The following is a 19714-nucleotide window of genomic DNA, read 5'->3' as shown; positions in this document are numbered from 1 at the left end:
GGGGTCGGCCAGCGTCGTGGTGTCTCCCGCCCTGGGATCAGTAGCGCCAGCTCTTGAGGTCGGCGCCGGCCGGCGCGGTCTTCAGCATGCGTTCCACACCTTTCGGGATGTACATCTGGTGATAGCGCAGGCGCGACAGCGCGTTGGGCCGCGTCGGGTCGCCGTTCCAGCAGTGCTCGGCGCGGTCGCCGTACTTCACCTCGCCGTCGTAGTACGGGTCCGTGGTCGTCTCCAGGAACTGTTCCGCGAGGTAGACGGCGTTGTTCAAGTAGTAGTTATCCATGTCGCCGACGTAGATGTTCAGCTTGCCCTCGAGCTTCTTGCCGAGGCCCTTGTTCCAGTCGCGCTTCAGGATGTGGACCAGGTCGAAGTTCTCGCGCCAGTACTCGGCAACCTTCTTGTCGATCACGCCGGTGCGCTTGTCGAAGATTCTCGCCGGATAGCCGTCAGGGCCGACGGGAGAGAAGACCGCTTCCCAGATGTCCCACTGTCCGCCGGACCGCGTCTTGGTGCCGAGGACTTCTTCCAGCCGGTTCTGCTCCCACACCATCGAGTCCACGTGACCCAGGTAGTTACGATGCGCGGGGCGCGGCGTCTGCTTCCACGTGCCCTCCTTCGCGGCGGGGTCGTCCAGCCAGTAGGCGTTCTTGTCCTTGTAGATGTCGACGACGGTGTAGGCGCGGAAGTCGATCGGGTCCGGGCAGGCGATGTAGGCGCCGTTGAACACGTCGGGATATTTCACCTGCGCTGCGATCGCTTCCCAGCCGCCGGTGGAGCCGCCATACATGAAGCGCGACCAGCCCTGGCCCAGACCGCGATACTTCTTCTCCAGGTAGGGCAGGAGTTCTTCGACAATCGCATCGCCGTAGGGGCCGATGTTGGCGGAGTTCACCGCGTAGCTGTCGTCGTAGAACGGGTTCGCGTGCTGGATCTCGATGACGATGGCACGCGGAAAGTTGGGGCCGGTCCACTCCTTGAAGAACTGCCACGCGTATTCCTGCTGCGTGCGGTTGTAGCCCGGCCAGTTGAAGCGCGCCGCGAAGTCCGGCTTGAGCGTGGGGTCCGCCGGCGTATCGCGCCAGTTGCCGAGATCGGCGGGGAAGTGGCCGTGGTAGATGAACAGCGGGTACTTCGCGTCGGGGTGCGTGTCCCAGCCCTCGGGCAAGAGCACGTGCGCGCCCAGGTGCATGGGCCGGCCCCAGAACTTCGTCAGGCGCTCGCTCTGGATGCGCTCGTGCCTCACGTACTTCGAGTCGGCCGGTGCCGGCAGCGGCGCGATCACCTGGTCGAGGGTGATCGCGACCGTGCCGCTCTTCTTCGGATCAATCGTGATGGACCGCGGCGTGCTGTAGAGATTGCCGGGCGCGCGCGCCCACTGCTGGCCCTCGCCACGGTCCATCGGCAGCTTCACCGTGTGCCCATCGGCGCGCTTGAACGTCTCGTATTTGTGGATGAGCGCCTGAACCGAATACGTGCCGGCGGGAACGTCGTTGATGCTCTGCAGCGGGAAGCCAAGGGCCGACCCATCGAGCGTGACCGACGCACCTGGCTTCACGCCGTTGACGTCCATCCCGAAGATCAACTGGCCGGTTGGGCCGTCGTTGATCTGGAACCGCGGCTCTCCGGCCTTCGGGTCCCTGGCGATCATCACCAGCAGACGGCCATCGACCGCGCCCTGGCTGGCGGGCTTGCCCGCCGTAGCTTCAACGGCGGCGGGGAGCGTGACGCTGAAGCGGAGCGAGCCGGACTGCGCTGCCGGAAACGTGGTCAACGCGCCGACCCAGGCGATAGCGACGGCGAACAATAGAGCAGGGAAGTGTCGGCCCATGGCCGAAGCATAGATCAGGTAATCCGAAGGTTGCGCATCATGCCCATGTCTTCGTGTTCGAGGATGTGACAGTGATACAGGTATAGACCCGGATGGCGCGAGAAGGTTAACTGCGCGCGCACGGTTTCGCCGGGCAACACCAGCACCGTGTCGGTCCAGCCGTCATCGTGGATGCCGTCCCGCAGGGCGTTGGCCGAACCGCCGGTGCGCGACAGCACGCGGAACTGCGTGCCGTGCACGTGGATGGGATGCGCCATCGCCATGCCCATCGGGTTGGTCTGGTTCTCGATCTCCCAGATCTGCGTGGACCCGGCCTTCACCGTTTCGGCGGCGCTGACCTCGGCCATGTCGAAGGTGCGTCCGTCGAGCAGCCACGTCATCTGCATGAAGGTCAGCGGCACGCGCCGCACGGGCGCGGCGGGCTGCGCGCGCCAGTCGAGCGAAGACAGGCGGGCCGGTGCGGCGACCCGCGGGCCCTGCCGGTTCGACACCCGCAGCGTCATCAGGGTGAGCGGCGCGCCTTGCGGCACGGGCGACGTGTCGCCCATCATCCCGACGCTGCCGGCGTGCCCGGCGGGGAAGCCGACGCTGCGCAGCTGCACGGTGGCGCCGGCGGCGTGCGACGACAGGTCGAGCAGCACGTCGGCGCGCTGGCCAGGCGCCAGGGTCAGGGTGCGCATCGTCCGCGGCCGTTCGAACAGGCCGCCGTCGTTGCCGATCGCGGTGATCGGCGACTCATCGCTCCAGGCGAGCTTGTAGAAGCGGGAATTCGAGCCGTTCAGCAGCCGCACGCGATAGGTGCGGCGATCGACGTCGATGGCGGGCTGCACGCGGCCGCTGACCAGCATCCTGTCGCCCAGCCAGCCGTTCATGGTTGCCATCATCTGGCCCATGCCGCCGCCCATGCCCATCATGCCGCGGCCCCGGCCCATGCCGCCCATCTGCCCGGCGTCCAGGTAGACAAACTGGTTCTTGGCGTCGAAGCGCCGGTCCTGCAGCACGCACAGCAACTCGCCGGCGCCCGAGGGCAACTGCAGCGCATCCTCTTCAGGATCGGAAACCAGCACCAGACCGGCGAGGCCCTGGTAGACCTGCGCCGCGGTCCGCATGTGCGGATGCGGGTGATACCAATAGGTGCCCGCGCGATTGGTGACTTCGAAGTCGTGGGTGTAGTCGCGGCCGTGCTCGACGGCCAGCCGCGGATGGCCGTCGGCGCGCTCGGGCACGTCGAGCCCGTGCCAGTGCACGATGGACGACTCGCCGGTCCGGTTCTCGAAGTGGATGCGGACGCGCTGGCCCTTCTTGAGGCGAAGCACCGGCCCCAGGTACGAATCCGGCACGGCCGTCACGGTGTCTGCGGGACCTCGCACCAGCTTCGCGCGGAACTGCAGCACGCGAGTCGGCGCACCAGGCAACAGGCTGACCTCGGCCGGGGCGGCCGTCAGGACGATTTCGACGTCGGGGGGCTTGGCCGGCGCGGCTTGCCGCTCGAGAGACCGCGCCAGATTGGCGAATGGGGCCATGCCGAGCAGGTGGAGCGCGTCACGTCGTCGCATGATCCCATTGTGGCTGATTATCGCGCCAGCACGGCGAGCAGCGCCCAGCCGGTGGTTGAGATGCGCTGGGCGGAATTCTCCGGCCCGGCGGGCCTCGTCGTCTCGGTCCAGCTGCCATCGGGCCGCTGTTGCGATTCGATATAGGCCTTGCCCTTGGCAATGGCTTCCAGCAACTCTTCGGGGCGGTAGGTCGAGCGCGCGATCCGCGGCTCGACGTTGAGCGCGCTGAGCGCCAGCACGGCGAGCGCGGTATCGAACACCTGCGGCGCCGCATCCGCGGTGGCCCCCCAGCCGCCGCCCGCCGCCTGGCCCGTCCGCACGATGCCGAGGGCAGTTCGGCGGAGGTTCTCGGCCATCACGTCGCCGGAGAGTTCCAGCGCCAGCAGGATGGCCGACGCCTCGAGCACACTCTCCGCCGCCAGGCCGCGGATCCAGCGATCCGCTTGCACGATCGGGAAATCGTCGGGCTGCTTGCCCGAGGAGATCAGCGCCGAGCGGGCCAGCCAGGTGGCGAGAATCGTGCCGTAGGCCGCTGCCGAGGCGACGGTGCCTGGCTGGTCGAGCGTCCACGAGCCGTCGGCATTCTGATCGGCGATCAGCACCTTCGCCGCTTCCATCAGATCGGTGCTCGCCGCCTTGCCGCGGAGTTCGGCCGCCGCGAGCGCGCTCGCGAACTGCACGTGCGCGAGCGCCTTGTCGCCTGCGCCGGGCGCCGTGTCCCACTGCGACGGCTGTTTCAGGAACAGCAGGGTGTCGTCCAGCGAGGCGCCGACGTCGTAGCCGCGCGCGCTCGCCTCGAGCATCGCGCGGACCGCATCGGCGTTCCGCGACTTCGGCAATTCGGATCGCAGGTACGCGACGCCCTTGGTGATCACAGGAGAAGGCGGGCCGGTCGGAGCCTGAAACGACATCGTCAATAGACTATCAACAGGAGTTTAGAAGATCAGGAGAAACCTAATGCTCCTTCTGATCTCCTGATCTCCTGTTCAGTTCGCTACCAGAGCCCCGCGCGGCCGGTGACCGACGCGATCAGCTTCGCGGGATCGTAGCCAATGCCTTGCTTGAAGACGGTCTCGACCTTGCGGATATCCGCAATCGTCGCGGCCGGGTTGCCGCCGATCACCACGAGGTCGGCCTGCTTGCCCGGGGCCAGCGAGCCGACGCGCGCATCGCGGCCGAGGTACTTTGCGCCGTTCAGCGTCGAGATCGAGATGGCCTCGAGCGGCGTGAAGCCGGCATCGACCAGTAACTCCACCTGCCGCTGGTTGGAGAAGCCGGGAATCACCCCGCCGCCGCCGGTCGGGTCGGTTCCGGCAAGCAGCATTCCACCGGCCCTGGCGAACGCGCGTTCGAGGGCCATGCCCTTGGCGAACAGCGTGCTGTAGATGGAGTCCTGGCTCTGCGCCGTGCGCGCATAGGCCTGCTCGAACTGGTCGCGCAGTTGCGGCGTGAGCACTTCCAGGCCGGGCGGCTTCGGGCGTCCGGGCGTGAAGGTCTCGAACACCGTCAGCGTTGAGGTCAGCGCCACCTTCTTGTCGATCAAGGTCTTGACCAGAGCCTTGAACGGCGCGCCGTTCTCGTCGAGTGCGGCAATGGCCTTCTGGCCGGCGGCCTGGCCGGGGCAGAGGTCCGGCTTCTTGTCGGTCACGAAGTCGGTGGCCGCGAAGAAGCCGTGCTCGAGGTTGTCGATGCCGAGGTTGGCCGCCTCCCCGTAGGTCACCGAGCACAAGTGGCCGGTGACCTTGATGCCGCGACGATGGGCCTCGTTGATGGCGGCGGCCAGCTCGCCGCGCGTGATCTGCATGTAGGTCTTGAGCGAGGTGGCGCCTTCGCCGGTCCAGTATTGAACCTGCTTACGCGCGTCTTCCGGACCCTTCAGCGTCCGCATCTGGATGAAGGTGTTCGGCCCGTTCAGGTACGGCGCGGTCGCGTCGATGGCGGGCCCGGGCTTCTGGCCGGTCTCCACCAGCCTGGCCATGTTCAGGTCCATGAAGCCGTTGACGTTGCCACCCGTGCGCATGGTGGTGACGCCGCCCGACAGGTAAAGACGCGAGAAGCTCTCGCCCAACTGGCCGTACACGCCGGGACCGTTCGGGTAATAGAGGTGCTCGTGGACCATCACCAGCCCTGGCATCACGCTCTTGCCGGTGAGGTCGATTGTCGTCGCGCCGTCCGGGACCGGCACGCGAGCGGCATCACCAATGGCGGCGATGTTGCCGTCGCGGATGATCAGCGTCTGATCCTCGCGCGGGGCGGCGCCGGTGCCGTCGATGACTCGGACGTGGGTGAGTGCAATGACCGGTGCGTCGACCTTGACGTAGGCGCGAACCGCGGCCGACAGCTCGGGTCCAGGTTGCGCGGTCACGACCGCGATCGTCAGGGAAGCCAGCGCCGCGGCACTCAGGAGTCGTTGTGTCATATCGTCGGTCTGCCCGGGGAGGGACGCATTCCCGGCCGTAGTATAGTCCGCGCTCAGTGACCTGTGGCTGAGCCCGCGCCGCGACTGGAGTCAATCGATCGTCTCCGCGGCCTGATCATGATCGTGATGGCGATCGATCACGCCAGCTTCATGATCGGCCGCTTCCATTCGGGCGAGATGTGGGCCGGCCTGTGGACACGCTACGCCAGTCCGGTCGCCTTTCTCACGCGCTTCGTGACGCACTTCTGCGCGCCCGGCTTCTTCTTCCTGATGGGCGTCGGCATCAGCCTGCTGGTCGAGGCCCGCAGCAGGCAGGGCTGGAGCGCCGGACGGATCTCGCGCTTCGTGGCCACCCGCGGCCTATTGCTCGTCCTCGTCAGCTTCTTTCTGGAGATCCCCGCGTGGCTGATTGGGCTCATCTCATCCCGCGCCCAGTCACCGATCGGCGCCGATGCCGTGATCCCAGGTGACGGTCCACCGATGTTCGTCTTCACGGTGCTGGTCGGTCTCGGCCTGTCGATGGTGCTGGCGTCGGCGTTCATCCGCGCGCGCACGATCGTGTGGGCGGCCCTCGCCGTGACCGCGCTGACCGCGAGCGCTGTGTTGACGCCGGGTCCGGAGGGGTTGTTGATCCCGCACGGCTTCCTCACCCGGCTGCTGCTGATTCCAGGCTTGACCCATCACATCTGGGTGCAGTACCCGGTCGTTCCCTGGTTCGGCATCACGGCGCTTGGCGTGGTGTTCGGACGGTGGATCGCACACGACCGCGCGAAGGCGTTTGCCAGCCTGCCGTGGATCGGTCTTGCCGCGCTGGTCGCGGCGATCACGCTGCGCGCCCTGGGTGGCTTCGGCAACATTCGGATTCCGCGCGACACCTCGTGGATCGAGTTCCTGAACCTCATCAAGTACCCGCCCGCGCTGGTCTTCACGCTGCTCACGCTGGGCGTGAACGTTCTTGTCCTGGCGCTATTTGATCGCGTGCGGGAGCGGGCGGGACGCCTCGGGCAGTGGCTGCAGGTGTTCGGCCAGGCGCCGATGGCGTTCTACCTGGCCCACCTATGGCTCTATGCACTGGTCGGCGCCGCCGGGTTTCGAGACGGCACTGGCTACCCGACGGTTTACGTGATCTGGGCCGCGAGCCTGTGGCCGCTGTACGCGGTGACGCGGCGCTACCGGGACTTCAAGCAGACCAAGTCTGTTGACTCGCACTGGCGGATGTTCTGACGCCGATGGCCAGCGGTTCCTCGTGCTGGCGCCGTATAATGGGCCGGTGCCCGAGCCAACGCCCGCATCCCGTGCGGCGATTCTCTCCGCCGACACCACGGCCGACATCGAGCAGCGCCAGGTCGACGCGTGGCGGCGCCTCTCGCCGATCCAGAAGCTGAAACTCGTCAGTGATACCACTGGCGCGGTCGTGAACCTCTCCCTGGCCGGCATACGTCGTCGACACCCGCAGGCATCAGAGCGCGAGTGCTTCTTGCGATTAGCCGCCATCCTGCTCGGAGTGGATGCGGCGCGGCGGGTCTATCCCGACGCCGCACAGGTGTCTGACCTCCGCGGCCCGTGCTGAGCGACCCCGTTGCCGTCGCGATCAGCATCGCCCGGATCCTCGAGACGTGCGGGCTTCGCTACCTCGTCGGTGGATCCCTGGCAAGCTCGATGAATGGGGAGCCGCGGTCGACGCTGGATGTCGATATCGCGTTGGCGCTGGCGGAGTCGGATGTCGCGGCGCTCGTCGCCGGGCTGAGTCTCGAGTTTGACGTCGACGAGCACGCGGTCGCGCGAGCCGCTCGCGAGCGTTCGAGCGTCAACGTGTTTCATCGCGCGAGCGCCATCAAGGTCGACCTCTTCGTTATGGGCGGGTCACCGCTAGACGACGAGCAGATGAATCGGCGGCAGCGGATTCAGGTGACGGCCAACCCCGACCACTATCTCTACGCCTACACGCCCGAGGACATCCTGCTGCAGAAGCTGCGCTGGTTTCGCAAAGGGCACGAGGTCTCTGACCGCCAGTGGCGCGACGTGCTGGGCATCATGCTGGTGCAGGGTGATGCGCTGGACCGGAGCTACCTCCGAGATCGCGCTGAACGGGTTGGCCTCTCCGACCTCCTCGCGCGGGCAGAAGCCGCCATCCGCCAGGCGTGAGCCTGGGTCCGCAGGGATCGCGAAGGAACCGGATGCCTAAGATCCGAATGGCGTGTCTAGTCGCAGCCGCCGCATCTTTCCGAGCAGTTCAGTTGAGGGGGTATAGCAGAACACCGCCGGATGGAGCCTGTGTTCTACATTACCGATGACGCAGCACTGCGGAAACAACTCGGAGTAGACTCGCGATAACATCGGGATGGCTGGCATGCCGGCCGTCGTCGATGCGAACAACACCTTTCGCGGCACGGTGCCGGCGACGACCGGGACGAACACGCTTACGATTGTCGCGAAAGATCCGACGGGCAATACGACCACGCAGCAATACGAGGTGGATGTGGCGGGCGCGGGAAGGACGTTTGCCTGCGACCTTAACGGCAACATGAGTGGGGATGGCGCTCGAGCCTTCTCATGGGACGCTCGCAACCAGATGGTCATCGTCAACTACGGAACTAACAGATTGAGAACCTAGTCTGCGGCTGTTCTACGGGTTGCCGATTCGATAGAGCGACGTCGCCGTCCGGATGATCAGGCTGTCCCGATCGATGGCCGGTGACGCCATCGTGAACTCGTCGAGTGTGTTCTGGCCGATCACCTTGAACTCCGGTCCGGCCTGGATCACATACGTCGTGCCGTCTTCGCTCATCGCGAACAGCTTGCCGTTGTAGGCCCACGGCGACGCCGTGAAGCCGCTGGCCGTGGGATCCAGCCGGACCTTCGTGTAGATCTCCTTGCCGGTCTTCGCGTCATGGCAAGTGAAGAATCCCCGGTCGAACAGCGTGTAGTAATAGTCGCCGTAGATGATGGGCGATGGATTGTACGGTCCGCCCTGCGGCAACGACCAGGCGATCGACGCGTTGCCGGCCTCGCCCTTCTTCAGCGAGATGTCGCCCGATGCGCCCGGCTTGATCGCATACACGGGACGCACGGCGTCGCCGACGTAGCCCGACGTGACGTAGAGCAGCCCGAACTTTGAAAACGGCGTTGGGATGGCGATGCTCGACATTGGCCCGAGCTGCCACAGCAGCTTGCCTTCGAGGTCGTACGAGCGAATGGCGCCCGTGGCCGACGTCACGATCTCGGTGCGGCCGGCGTGCTCCCACACGTAGGGCGTGGCCCAGGCGGTGGCCTCCTGGCGATCGGTCCGCCACACCGCCTTGCCGGTGCGGGCGTCGAGCGCCGTGATGTACGACTGTTGCTCGTTGTCGTGGACGATGTAGAGCCGGCCGTTGTGCAGGACCGGAGACGCCGCGGTTCCCCATCCGCTGTGGGTGGGGCGCGGCTCCACCGGCGCCGACCAGGCGAGGTTGCCGGCGAAGTCGTAGGCGAAGATGCCGACGTTGCCGAACGACACGTAAACCCGCTGACCGTCGGTGACCGGCGTTTCAGACGCGTAGGTGTTCTTGAGGTGCCGCGACACCGGCATGCCGCGTCGCGCTTCGCGCTGCCAGGCAATCCGGCCGGTGTTCCAGTCGATGGCGTAGACCATCCACCGGTGTTCCACTTTCGGCGCCGGCCGCTCGCCACCGAAGTAGAGGCCCTTCACCGGCGCCTCGGTCTCGGCGGCGGGCACGACCGCGGTCACGAAGATGCGATCGCCCCAGACGATGGGGGAGGACCAGCCATGGCCGGGAATCGTCGTCTTCCAGCGGACGTTCTTCGTCGTGCTCCACGTGTCGGGCAGCCGCGGCGACTCGGCCACGCCCATCGCGCCAGGGCCGCGAAACTGCGGCCACTGTTCCGCGTACGTGAATGCCTCGAGTGCCAGCAACATGATGGCGAGCAGACTTGGCACCGTAGGCACTGTACGCACTCTAAGCACCCTCACATCACTACTCGGGCAGTTCGTCGCCCTTCGGTTCCGGGAGGAAGAAGCTGGTGACGAAGCCGGCCGCGTAGACGAACGTCACGGTGATCGTGGCGGCATACGCGAGCCGTGTTGAGGCCGCGCCGCCTGGCATGTAGTTCGCCATGGTTGTCGTCACGAGGGCAAACCCGGTGCCGAGCATGCGGCCGCCGATGTTGGCGGCAAACCCTTCACCGGTGCCACGCAGGTGCGTGGGATACACGCGCGGCAGGTAGTTGCCCCAGAAACTCAGCTGGCCAACCGTGAAGATGCCGGCGGCGAACATGCCCCACTTGGTCAGTTCGAGGCTGTTGGTCGCGGCATAGAAGAACACGAACGGGATGATGATCAGCCCGGGAATCTGGAACGTTCGAATCAGCTTCCGTCGCGACAAGATCCGCAGCGCCAGGAACGCGAGCAGGAAGCGTCCCGCCAGCCCGCCGAACTCCTGGTAGGCCTGCACCAGGCTCGCCGTCTGTTGCTGTTGCGGCGGCGCCAGCACGCGCACTTCCTCCAGGCCGGGGACGATGCGCGGCATCTGCTGGATGGCGCCGAACGCCGCGCCATACGCAAACGCGAACATCAGCGTTGTCACGATGGTCGTGCGCCGCAGTTCCGGCGTGAACAGCGCCGCGATCGACGGGCGTCGCAGCGTGCCGGCCGCCTTCTTCAGCTGCCAGGCCGGCGATTCCGGCAGGAAGGGCCGGATCAGGATCAAGGGCAGCGCCGGGATGACGCCGGAGATCAGCGTGTAGCGCCACGGCGCGTGGCTGCCGTGAATGGCCGGAAACCATTGCGCGTAGGTCACCGCGATGGCGTAGGCGCCCGTGACCATGATGCCGCCGATCGACGAGAACGCCTGCGTGTAGCCGAGCGCTGCTTCGCGCAGCTTCGCGTCGGGAAAGATCTCCGCAATCCACGCTACCGCCGCGACGAACTCGACGAACACGCCGATGTAGGTGGTCGAGCGGAAGAAGAGCAGCATCCAGATGCTGGTGGACATCCCTGCGGCCATCGCCGAGAAGGCGTAGATCAGGATGCTCCACACCAACACGCGGCGGCGGCCGAAGCGGTCGGTGAGGTAGCCGCCGAGCAGCCCGAAGGCGCCGCCGACGAGGGCCGGCACCCAGAAGAACATCCCGACCCAGAAGTTGAAGCCCGGCGTGCCCGGCCGCCCGCCAGTCAACTCGCCGATGGCGGGCCCGACCACGAGCGGCGCCATCAGGATTTCGTAGATGTCGAAGGCGAAGCCGAGGGCGGCGATGCCGCAGATCAGCCACTGCAAGGGGGTCAGGTTGGGACGAGTGGTGGACATGCGTCTAATTTGGGGGCCAGCGGCGACACGCCACGCGTTGCCGCGTAGTATACGAGACGGAGGCTGCTTATCGTGCGCATCGTGTGTCTTCTTCTTACGGTCCTGGCCGCGCCGGCGTTGACCGCCGCCGGGCAGACTTCGGGCACCCTGTCGGGCCGCGCCATCGACGCGAGCGGGGCGGTCGTCCCCGGGGTCACGATTTCGGCCCGTCACCTCGAGCGCGGCGTCGAACGCGCCACGGTGACTGACGCCGGCGGGCGCTTCGTGATGGCCGCGCTGCCGATCGGCGTCTACGACGTGCGGGCGGAGCTGGCGGGCTTCAAGTCGGTGGTCCGGCCCGGCGTCGCGCTCACCGTCGGTGAGGCGGTGGTCCTGGAGTTCTCGCTCGAGGTCGGCGCGCTGACGGAGGCCGTGAGCGTGTCGGGCACGGCGCCGGCCGTCAACACCCGCACCGGCGAGCTCAGCTACCTGGTGGATGCCCGGGCCATCGAGAACCTGCCGCTCAACGGCCGCAACTACACCGACCTGGCGTTCCTGCAACCGGGCGTCACGCCGTATCCGTATCGCGATGGCGGCTCGGTGGTGGCCCACGGCCTGGGCATGACCGTGAACGGCCAGGACCCGCGCGCCAACGTTTACCTGCTGGATGGCACGCTCCTGAACGACATGACCAACGGCCCGGCCGGCAGCGCCGCCGGCACCTCGCTCGGCACGGAGACGGTGCAGGAGTTCCGTGTCGAGACCAACGCGTATGGCGCCGAGTTCGGCCGCATGAGCGGCGGCCAGGTCAACGTCATCACCAAGTCGGGCAGTAACCAGCTAAACGGCACGGCCTATGAGTTCCACCGCAACGACGCCCTCGACGCGCGCAACTACTTCGACGTCGCCGGCAAGCCGGCGTTCAGGCGCAATCAGTTTGGCGTGACGGCAGGCGGACCGGTGCGGCAGGACAAGCTGTTTTACTTCGTGGGCTACGAAGGCCTGCGCGAGAATCTCGGCCGCACCATTACCTCGGCCGTCCCCGACGCCAACGCGCGCCTGGGCTTGCTGCCCGACCCCGCCAACCGCGGACAGTTCCTCAACGTCGGCGTCAACGCCGCGGTGGCGCCGTACCTCAACGCCTATCCGGCGCCGAACGGCGCGAGCCTGGGTGATGGCACGGCGCTGCACAGCTTCCAGTTCGATCAGCGGATCGACCAGGATTTCCTCCAGGGCCGCGTCGACTACAACCTGTCACCGGGCAGCCAGTTCTTCGCCCGCTACACCCTGGACGACGCGGACCAGCGGCTGCCGCTCGACTACCCGCAATTCCCGCGTGCGTTCGTGTCGCGCAACCAGTTCCTCACTGCCGAACTGAAGCAGGCGTTCTCGTCGAACCTGCTCGCGACGTATCGCGCCGGCTACAGCCGCACGCGCGTGGGGCAGTCGGTCGAGGCCAACACCACGCTGCCGGCGTTCGTGCCGGGGCGCGCGTTCATCGGCAACATCGACGTCGGCGGCTTGCAGCGCTTTGGGACGCAGGCCTCGGTTGATGTCCGGTTCCTGCAGCAGGTCACCAGCCTCTCGGCTGACCTGGTGTGGACCCGCGGCCGGCACTTGATCCGCACCGGTGCGCTTGCCGAGCACTATCAGCAGGACATGGTGAACCCGACCTTCAGCCTCGGCACCTATTCGTTCGCGAACCTGCGCGCGCTCATGGAGAATCGGGCGACCAGCTTCATCGGTCTCACGCCCGCGGCACGGTTCGATCGCCAGTGGCCGTTCTGGCTGGCCGGCGGCTACCTGCAGGACGAGTTCCGGGCGCACGAGCGGCTGACGGTGACGGCCGGCTTGCGCTACGAGTTCATGACGATGCCCATCGACGCCGGCGGCCACGATTCGGCCCTCGTCAACCTGACCGATCGCACGGCGACGGTCGGACAGCTGTACGAAGGCGCCGACTACAACAACCTGTCGCCCCGCGTCGGCCTGTCGTGGGATGTGGCCGGCGACGGGCGCACCGCCGTCAGGGCGGGCTACGGCCTGTACTATTCGACCAACAGTTCGCAGAACCTGATTGTCACGGTGACCAATCCGCCTGACACACCGCGCGTGGTGTACCAGGCCCCGACGTTCCCGAATCCGCCGTTCGAGCGCGCGTCGGGCCTGTCGATTCGCCCGGTGCAATGGGATGGGGTCACGCCGTCGATTCACGTGTGGAACGCCAACGTGCAGCGCGAGCTGCCAGGCCAGATCGCGGTCACGCTGGGCTACGCGGGCTCGCGCGGCTACGACCTGCTGCGCAGCAACGACCTCAACACCGCCGTGCCGGCCACCGGTGCGGATGGCCGGCCGTTCTTCGCGGTTGGCACGCCTCGCCAGAACACCGCCTGGACCACCATCGAGGCCAAGACCTCGGATGGCGACTCCTGGTACCAAGCCCTCATCGTCGATGTCAGGCGCCGGTTCGCCAACGGCTGGTCGTTCCAGACGTCGTACACGTGGTCCGACTCACAAGACACCACTCAGGCGTCGACGTTCTTCTCGGATGCGACCAATGGCACGACGTCGGCGTTCCCCGAATACATCGCCGACTACAACCGCGGGCCGTCCGATTTCGACATCACGCACAACCTGGTGGCGAACGCGACCTGGGACATCCCGTGGGGCCGCGGCCTCACCGGGCCTGCCGGCGCCTTGCTTGGGGGCTGGCGCGTGTCGGCCATCGGCACCTACCGCAGCGGCTATCCGCTGACCGTGTTCGTGCAGAACAACCGATCGCGATCGCAGTGGCAGCCGTCGCTTGGCCCCGGCATCGGACGCGACCGTCCCAGCTACGCGCCGGGCTTCAACGCCGGGAATGCCGTCACCGGCAATCCGGCGCAGTGGTTCAATCCGCAGGCATTCGCGCTGCAGCCGGCCGGCACGTTCGGCAACACTGGTCGTGGCGACTTCCGCGGACCCGATCTGCGCGTGGTGGACCTGTCGCTGACCAAGGAGACCGGCCTGCCCGCGGGCTCAGCCCGTCTCGAGGTGCGTCTCGAGGTGTTCAACGTGTTCAACCGCGCCAACTTCGGGGTGCCGAACCTGACCGCGTTCGCCGGCGCCGCCGATGGCGAAGTCCCGCTCGGCAGCTTCGGCCGCATCCGCAACACCGTCACATCCGCTCGCCAAGTGCAGTTGGGCGTCCGCTTGCGTTTCTGATCACGGACAGGGCCACAGAGACACAGAGAAGACCTTTGTGCCTCTGTGTCTGTGGCCTGTACGTGACACAATCTCGTCGCATTGAAGGGAGAGCCAGTATGTCGTGGATAGCGTTGGCTGCGAGCGCGGCCATGTCGTGGGGCCTGTATGGGGCGTCACTGCATCGAGGACAGACCGAATTGGGCAACCCGATGCGCGCGATGTTGTGCGTGGGCGTGGCCTACTTTCTGATTGCCGTGCTGGTGCCGGCCGCGGCGCTGACGCAGCAGGGGGAGTGGCGCAACTTCACGTTCAGCGGCACGGCGACCGCCACGATTGCCGGCGCCCTGGGCGCGCTGGGCGCCGTGTGCATCACCTACGCATTCCGCGCCGGCGGCTCGCCGACCATCGTGATGCCGCTGGTGTTCGGCGGCGCGCCGCTGATCAACGTGCTGTCGACGATGGTCATGCATCCGCCGAAAACGTCGCCGAGCCCGATGTTCTATGCCGGCGTGCTGATGGCCGCCGCTGGCGCGGGGATGGTGCTCTACTACCGTCCCGCGCCGTAACGCGCCGACTCGCGTACCGCCGCGAGAGTCATGCTCTCGGAGAAAACGGCACCGCTTACGGTGCGGTCTATGAGCTCATCTCAACGGCTTTCTCCGAGAGCATGACTCTCGCGGCGGTCGCCTCGGCGCCCTACTTCTTGCCAATGGCCCAGAGCGCGCTCGACGTGCGCAGGAAGATCTGGCCCCCTGTGATCGCCACCGAGCTCAGCGTGTAGTCGTCCATCTTGTTCGCGGCCAGCAACTCAAACCGCGGGCCGGCCTTGAACACGCTGGCCACGCCGTCTTCGCTGGTGATGTAGATCTTGCCATCCGCCAGCACCGGTGAGGCGCTGTAGGTGCCCGGCTCGAGGCGCTGCGGGCCGTAGACGTTCTTGCCGGTCAGCAGTTCCAGCGCATAAACCACGCCGCGATCCGTGATCACGTAGAGCAGCGTGCCGTCGGTGACCGGGGTCGGCACGTCGGGGCCGTTGTTGAACTCCCACATCTTGTGCGACGTCGTCACATCGCCGCGGCCGCCGGCCTTGAGCACCAGTACCGGCCGCTCGCGCGAGGGCGCGATGATGATGTCGTCGTGCACCACGGACGACGCGACGATGCGGTGCGAAGGATCGTTCTGCGGGTTGAGTCCGTTGGCGCGCCACAGCTCCGTGCCCGTGGCCGGGTCGTGGCCGGTCACGCAGTCGGCGGCGTTGATCACGATCTCCGAGATGGCGCCGTGGCGGACCAGCGCCGGCGTGATGTAGGCATCCGGCGATTCGCGGATGGCGCGGTTCGGCCGCTCGACCTTCCACTTCGTCTCCCCGGTCTTGCCGTTGATGCGCAGCAGGTACGACGGGTCGTTGGTCTTCATGCCGTGCAGCACGGGGACGATCAGGTCGCCGTCGAGCAGCAGCGGGGAATTGGCATAGCCCCAGTTGAGACCGAAGCGCCCGTACTCCTTCTGGATGTCGCGGGTCCACAGCTCGGCGCCGGCGAAGTCGAAGGCCTTGAGGATGCCCGTGCCGGTGATGGCCCACACCGTGGTGCCGTCGGTGACCGGCGACGGCGACGACATGTTCTGCTTGCGCTCTTTGTGGTTGCCCCGGCTCAGGTGCTTCTTCCACCGCACCGTGCCGCTGGTGCGCGACACCGCCCACAGCGAGAGGTGGTCAAGATCCGACTCGGCGACGTTGAGGAAGATGGTGTCGCCCCAGATGATCGGAGTGGCGCCGCTCCACTGCGGCAGGTCCAGCTTCCACGCGATGTTGTGGGTCGGGCTCCACGTCACCGGCAGGTTGCGCTCGAGGCTGACGCCGTCGCGCGTGGGGCCGCGCCAGGCCGGCCAGTTGGCGGAGAGCGCAATCGGGCCGGCGAACGTGAGAACCAGGGTCAGCGCAATCAATCGCACCATCAGAATCCCCACACGGTGAGCGTGTTCACGTCCTTGACCACGATGGTCCGCCCGGCAAAAGGCCGGGCGCGCCCACATCGCCGAGTCCGTGTCATGCGTCTACTCCGACTTGATCGCCTGCACCACGGGCATCGCCGACGCGAGCCGCACCGCGAACAACGACGACGCGATGCCGGTGGCCACCACCGCCAGCATCAACCCCAACAGGCTGCCGGCCGGCACCGCCTGGGCGCGTTCGCTCACCGCCGGCCAGACCGCCACCATCGCGCACGCCGCCCCCAGCAACACGCCACCGAGCACCAGCGCCAGGCCTTCCGAGAGCACCATGCCGCGGATGTTGCCTGGCGTAAACCCGACCGCGTTCAACAGGCCGATCTCCCGCCGGCGTTCGAGCACGTTCCGGGCGAGCACCGCCCCCAGCCCGACCGTTCCCAGCAGCAGTCCCAGTGAGCCCAGGGCCTGGAAGGTCGCCAGGTAGGTGTTCTCAACCTGGTGATACGACGACCACCGCCCGAGCGTGTCACTGATGTCCATGCCGTAGTCCGACAGCCGGTCTTCCAGGTGAGACGTCACGGCCGCGCCGTCAGCCGTCTCGATCATCCACAGGCGATACCCCTCCTGGCGGGGAAACAGACGCACGAACGCGGGCTCGCCGATCATGATCTCCGACTGCAGGACGCTGTCGGCGAGCGCGCCGACGATGCGGAGGCGCACCGGCGGCTGTCCCTCGGGCGTGAACGCGAAGTCGTCGCCGATGCCCAGGTGCAGCACGTACATCAACGTCGTTTGATCCGCCACCGCCGCCACCGCGCCATCGTCGAAGGTGCGGTTGAGCAGCGTCCACGGGTTGGCATGCTCCTCCGGTGTGGACGCCATCGAGGCGGCGAACGTGAAGCGTGATTCCGCGATGAAGCGGGGCTCGGGCGCGATGATGCGCGGATTGGTGGGCCGGTAGAGGGTCAGGCAGCTGGTTTCATCCCCGGGCCGCAGGCGAAAGCGCGTGATGCGCGCGCCCGCCACGAACGGGTCGCCGGTGTTGAGACCCAACCCGTCGCGCCCGTCCGGCGTGTTGGGGTCGTGCATCAACGGCGCCACCGATTCCGCCATCAACGCGAAGCCGCCGGTGCCCGAGGTCTTGTCGCCAGCGCCGCTGGCCGGATCCTTGCGGAACGCGCCGACGCTGACCAGGACAAAACACGCGAAGGCAATCAACGCGAGGCTGAGCACCGATCGGTTGGGATGGACCGTGGCGTGGCGGAACCCCAGTTGCGACATCCCGGTCAGCCCTCGCGTGAGCGGACGCGAGCGGCGCGGCCGTCGCAGCCATGCGGAGGCGCCGCACAGCCCGGCGACCAGCCACGCGCCGCCGGCGCCGAAGAAGCCGGCGGTGGGGTTGAGCCAGCCGGTCGCCGCGGCGGTGATGAGAATCACGCCCAGGATGCCGAGTCCGATGGCGAGCACCCGCGCGCGTGTGGCCGATCCTGCCGCCGTGACGTCGGCCTCGCCCTTCAACAGGGAGCGCGCGGAGCGGTGGCTCAGCTTGCGGACGCCCATCCAGATCGCGAGCACGCCGGCGGCGAGTGCGCCGGCGGCGCCGGCGGCCAGCCATTCGGGCGCGACGTGGAGTGTCAGCCGGGTCGTGCCAACGGCGCCAACCCACCAGGTGCGCAAGCCGTACATGATCAGCGCGGCGTAGCCGATCGCCGCCGCGATGCCGATGATGGTGCCGAGGCCCGCCAGCACCGCACCCTCGCGGACAAACGCGCGCCGGATGGCGGACGGCGCGAAGCCCACCGCGGCCAGCAGGCCGATCTCCCGTGTGCGCTGCTCCAGGCCGACGGCGAAGAACAGGTACGCGAGCAGCAGCGCCGACACCACCAGGAAGAAGCTGAAGTAGAGGAAGTACTCGCCGAAGTCGGTGGTCCCCTGCGCGGCGGCGGTGGCCTCGCCGCGCACCGCGCGCGCGGTAAATCCGGAGGCAGCCGAGGGAATGCCCTGGGCCGCAATGGCGGCGCGGCCTGACAATCGCATCGACGACACGCGGCCGTAGCGTGATCCCCACAGCCGCTGCCCCTCGGCCAGCGGGATGATGGCCTTCGGCGCCGCGCGCCAGCGATCCCAGTAGTCTTCGTCCTGCTTGCGCACGCGCTTCAGATCGACGGGGAACGGCGGATCCCATGACGTCATGTCGGCCGCGTCGCTGATGCCGGGGTAGTCTGGCGTCAGCGTCGGGTCGCCGCCGATACCGGTCATGGGCGTGATGCCGACCAGCGTGAACGATGCGCTCGCCGAGGAGAGGCCGTCGGCGTCAGACCACAGGAAATACTCGAGCGTCACCTCGTCGCCGAGGCGAGCCTTGAGGTCGTTGGCCGCCCATTCATTTAGCCACACCGGCGGATGGCCTGGAAAAAGGGGCCGGGGATCTTTTTCCAAAAGATCCCCGGCCCCTTTTTCCGGTCCGACGGCGCCGGACTGGCGGTTGTAGCTGTCCAGGTCGATCGCCGACACGGTGGAATAGGGGATCTCGCGATCGCCGATCCGGATCGAGTTCACCACGTAGGTAAGTGCCGGAACGATCGTGCGGTGGTCGCGTGCGGCGAGGTCTTCGATCGACGTGACCAGGTCGTCCGTCAGCAGGCCGGCGCGTGTTTCGACCAGGGTTGTAGCGGCCGCCGTGGCGCGGACCCGCAGGCCGAGGTCATCAAGTGCCGCCGCCGGCATGATCAGATCGCGCACGAGCTCGGCCGGCTCGACGTCGGCCGGACCGTTCAGCGCCAGCAGGATGGTGTTGGCACGGTCGCCGAGACCGAGGTCCCGCTGCAGGCGGCCCATCGGGACGTAGATCGCGAAGACCGGCCCTTGCGCGGGCGCGAGCGAGAACTCGCCGAGAGACGACTCGTCCAGCACGCGCGCCACGGTGACCCGAATCCGCTCGCCGGTGGTCTCACGACGCCCTTGCAGGCTGGAGAGCGGAATATCGCTGGGCTTCGCGACCCTCATCGTCAGGGTGTCGCCGGCCTTCGCGCCGACTTCCTGTGCCAGCGCCGCGCTGATCAGCGCCTCCCGGCCGGACACCTCGAAGCCGTTGACGCCGTGGAAGCGGCCGAAGCGTTCGTCGATGCCGTAGACCATCACGCGGCCCGCCGTGCGCTTCGACTCGTCATGGACGACGGCGCCGCCGAACACGACCAGGGGCGCGGCGGATCGCAGCACGCGATACGGGTCGAGGCGCGCACCCATCGGGCTTTGCTGTGGCTGCGTGGACCTGGTGAGCAGGTTGTCGGCCAACGCGGTGCGGAAGAACGTGGGAGACGTCACGATGACGTCGGTGGCGCCGAGGCGCCCGAGCGCGATCTGCGCGAGGCTGTCGCGGACCGACGAGCCGACCAGCAGCGCCCCCGCGAGCACTGCCACCGCCACGGCCACGCCGAGCACCACCATCGCGTGCGTGGCGGCATAGAACCGCAGGCTCGCGCGGGTCAGCATG

At 67.3% G+C, this 19714-nt stretch carries 14 protein-coding genes; 6 read left to right on the top strand and 8 right to left on the bottom strand.

The genetic code is table 11. The annotated features are described in order from the left end of the window. Positions 1 to 37: 37 nt before the first annotated feature. The 4 genes from WC815_13315 to WC815_13300 all read right to left on the bottom strand — a co-directional run bounded on the left by WC815_13315 (position 38) and on the right by WC815_13300 (position 5803). On the bottom strand, positions 38 to 1828 hold the full coding sequence (locus tag WC815_13315) for an alpha/beta hydrolase-fold protein (GenBank protein ID MFA5909751.1): 1791 nt from the start codon (positions 1826 to 1828) through the stop codon (positions 38 to 40). A 14-nt stretch (positions 1829 to 1842) separates the two neighbouring features. Continuing rightward, positions 1843 to 3384 (bottom strand): multicopper oxidase domain-containing protein, encoded by a 1542-nt coding sequence (locus tag WC815_13310; GenBank protein ID MFA5909750.1) that lies wholly within the window; start codon positions 3382 to 3384, stop codon positions 1843 to 1845. A gap of 17 nt (positions 3385 to 3401) precedes the next feature. Further along, entirely contained in the window at positions 3402 to 4295 is an 894-nt protein-coding gene (locus WC815_13305) for a prenyltransferase/squalene oxidase repeat-containing protein (protein MFA5909749.1), read from the bottom strand. An 83-nt stretch (positions 4296 to 4378) separates the two neighbouring features. Further along, positions 4379 to 5803 (bottom strand): amidohydrolase family protein, encoded by a 1425-nt coding sequence (locus tag WC815_13300; GenBank protein ID MFA5909748.1) that lies wholly within the window; start codon positions 5801 to 5803, stop codon positions 4379 to 4381. Between the two features lie 63 nt (positions 5804 to 5866). Here WC815_13300 and WC815_13295 point away from each other — a divergent pair, with 63 nt between their 5' ends. The 4 genes from WC815_13295 to WC815_13280 all read left to right on the top strand — a co-directional run bounded on the left by WC815_13295 (position 5867) and on the right by WC815_13280 (position 8417). Next, complete coding sequence (locus WC815_13295) at positions 5867 to 7027, top strand: acyltransferase family protein (protein ID MFA5909747.1); 1161 nt, start codon at positions 5867 to 5869, stop codon at positions 7025 to 7027. A gap of 46 nt (positions 7028 to 7073) precedes the next feature. Then, on the top strand, positions 7074 to 7373 hold the full coding sequence (locus tag WC815_13290) for a hypothetical protein (protein MFA5909746.1): 300 nt from the start codon (positions 7074 to 7076) through the stop codon (positions 7371 to 7373). Then, entirely contained in the window at positions 7367 to 7948 is a 582-nt protein-coding gene (locus tag WC815_13285) for a hypothetical protein (GenBank protein MFA5909745.1), read from the top strand. The genes WC815_13290 and WC815_13285 overlap by 7 nt, the downstream gene beginning before the upstream one ends. A 205-nt stretch (positions 7949 to 8153) precedes the next feature. Next, on the top strand, positions 8154 to 8417 hold the full coding sequence (locus WC815_13280; GenBank protein MFA5909744.1) for a hypothetical protein: 264 nt from the start codon (positions 8154 to 8156) through the stop codon (positions 8415 to 8417). 12 nt (positions 8418 to 8429) lie between these two features. On the opposite strand, the gene WC815_13275 is transcribed toward WC815_13280, so the two are convergent. Then, entirely contained in the window at positions 8430 to 9758 is a 1329-nt protein-coding gene (locus WC815_13275; protein MFA5909743.1) for a PQQ-binding-like beta-propeller repeat protein, read from the bottom strand. Between the two features lie 19 nt (positions 9759 to 9777). Further along, positions 9778 to 11106 (bottom strand): MFS transporter, encoded by a 1329-nt coding sequence (locus tag WC815_13270; GenBank protein MFA5909742.1) that lies wholly within the window; start codon positions 11104 to 11106, stop codon positions 9778 to 9780. An 81-nt stretch (positions 11107 to 11187) separates the two neighbouring features. On the opposite strand from WC815_13270, the gene WC815_13265 reads away from it, so the two are divergent. Further along, on the top strand, positions 11188 to 14289 hold the full coding sequence (locus WC815_13265; GenBank protein MFA5909741.1) for a TonB-dependent receptor: 3102 nt from the start codon (positions 11188 to 11190) through the stop codon (positions 14287 to 14289). A 98-nt stretch (positions 14290 to 14387) separates the two neighbouring features. Then, on the top strand, positions 14388 to 14837 hold the full coding sequence (locus WC815_13260; protein ID MFA5909740.1) for a hypothetical protein: 450 nt from the start codon (positions 14388 to 14390) through the stop codon (positions 14835 to 14837). Between the two features lie 130 nt (positions 14838 to 14967). Here WC815_13260 and WC815_13255 read toward each other — a convergent pair whose 3' ends face one another. Both WC815_13255 and WC815_13250 read right to left on the bottom strand, forming a co-directional pair. Next, positions 14968 to 16227: a PQQ-binding-like beta-propeller repeat protein gene (locus tag WC815_13255; GenBank protein ID MFA5909739.1), complete on the bottom strand. Its 1260-nt coding sequence runs from the start codon at positions 16225 to 16227 to the stop codon at positions 14968 to 14970. A 99-nt stretch (positions 16228 to 16326) separates the two neighbouring features. After that, positions 16327 to 19713, bottom strand: coding sequence for an FtsX-like permease family protein (locus WC815_13250; protein MFA5909738.1), 3387 nt, complete (start codon positions 19711 to 19713; stop codon positions 16327 to 16329). Between the last annotated feature and the right edge of the window lies 1 nt (position 19714).

It is taken from the genome of Vicinamibacterales bacterium (assembly GCA_041659285.1).
Classification (GTDB): Bacteria; Acidobacteriota; Vicinamibacteria; order Vicinamibacterales; family UBA2999; genus 12-FULL-67-14b.
This window is presented reverse-complemented; position numbering and strand designations above follow the sequence as displayed.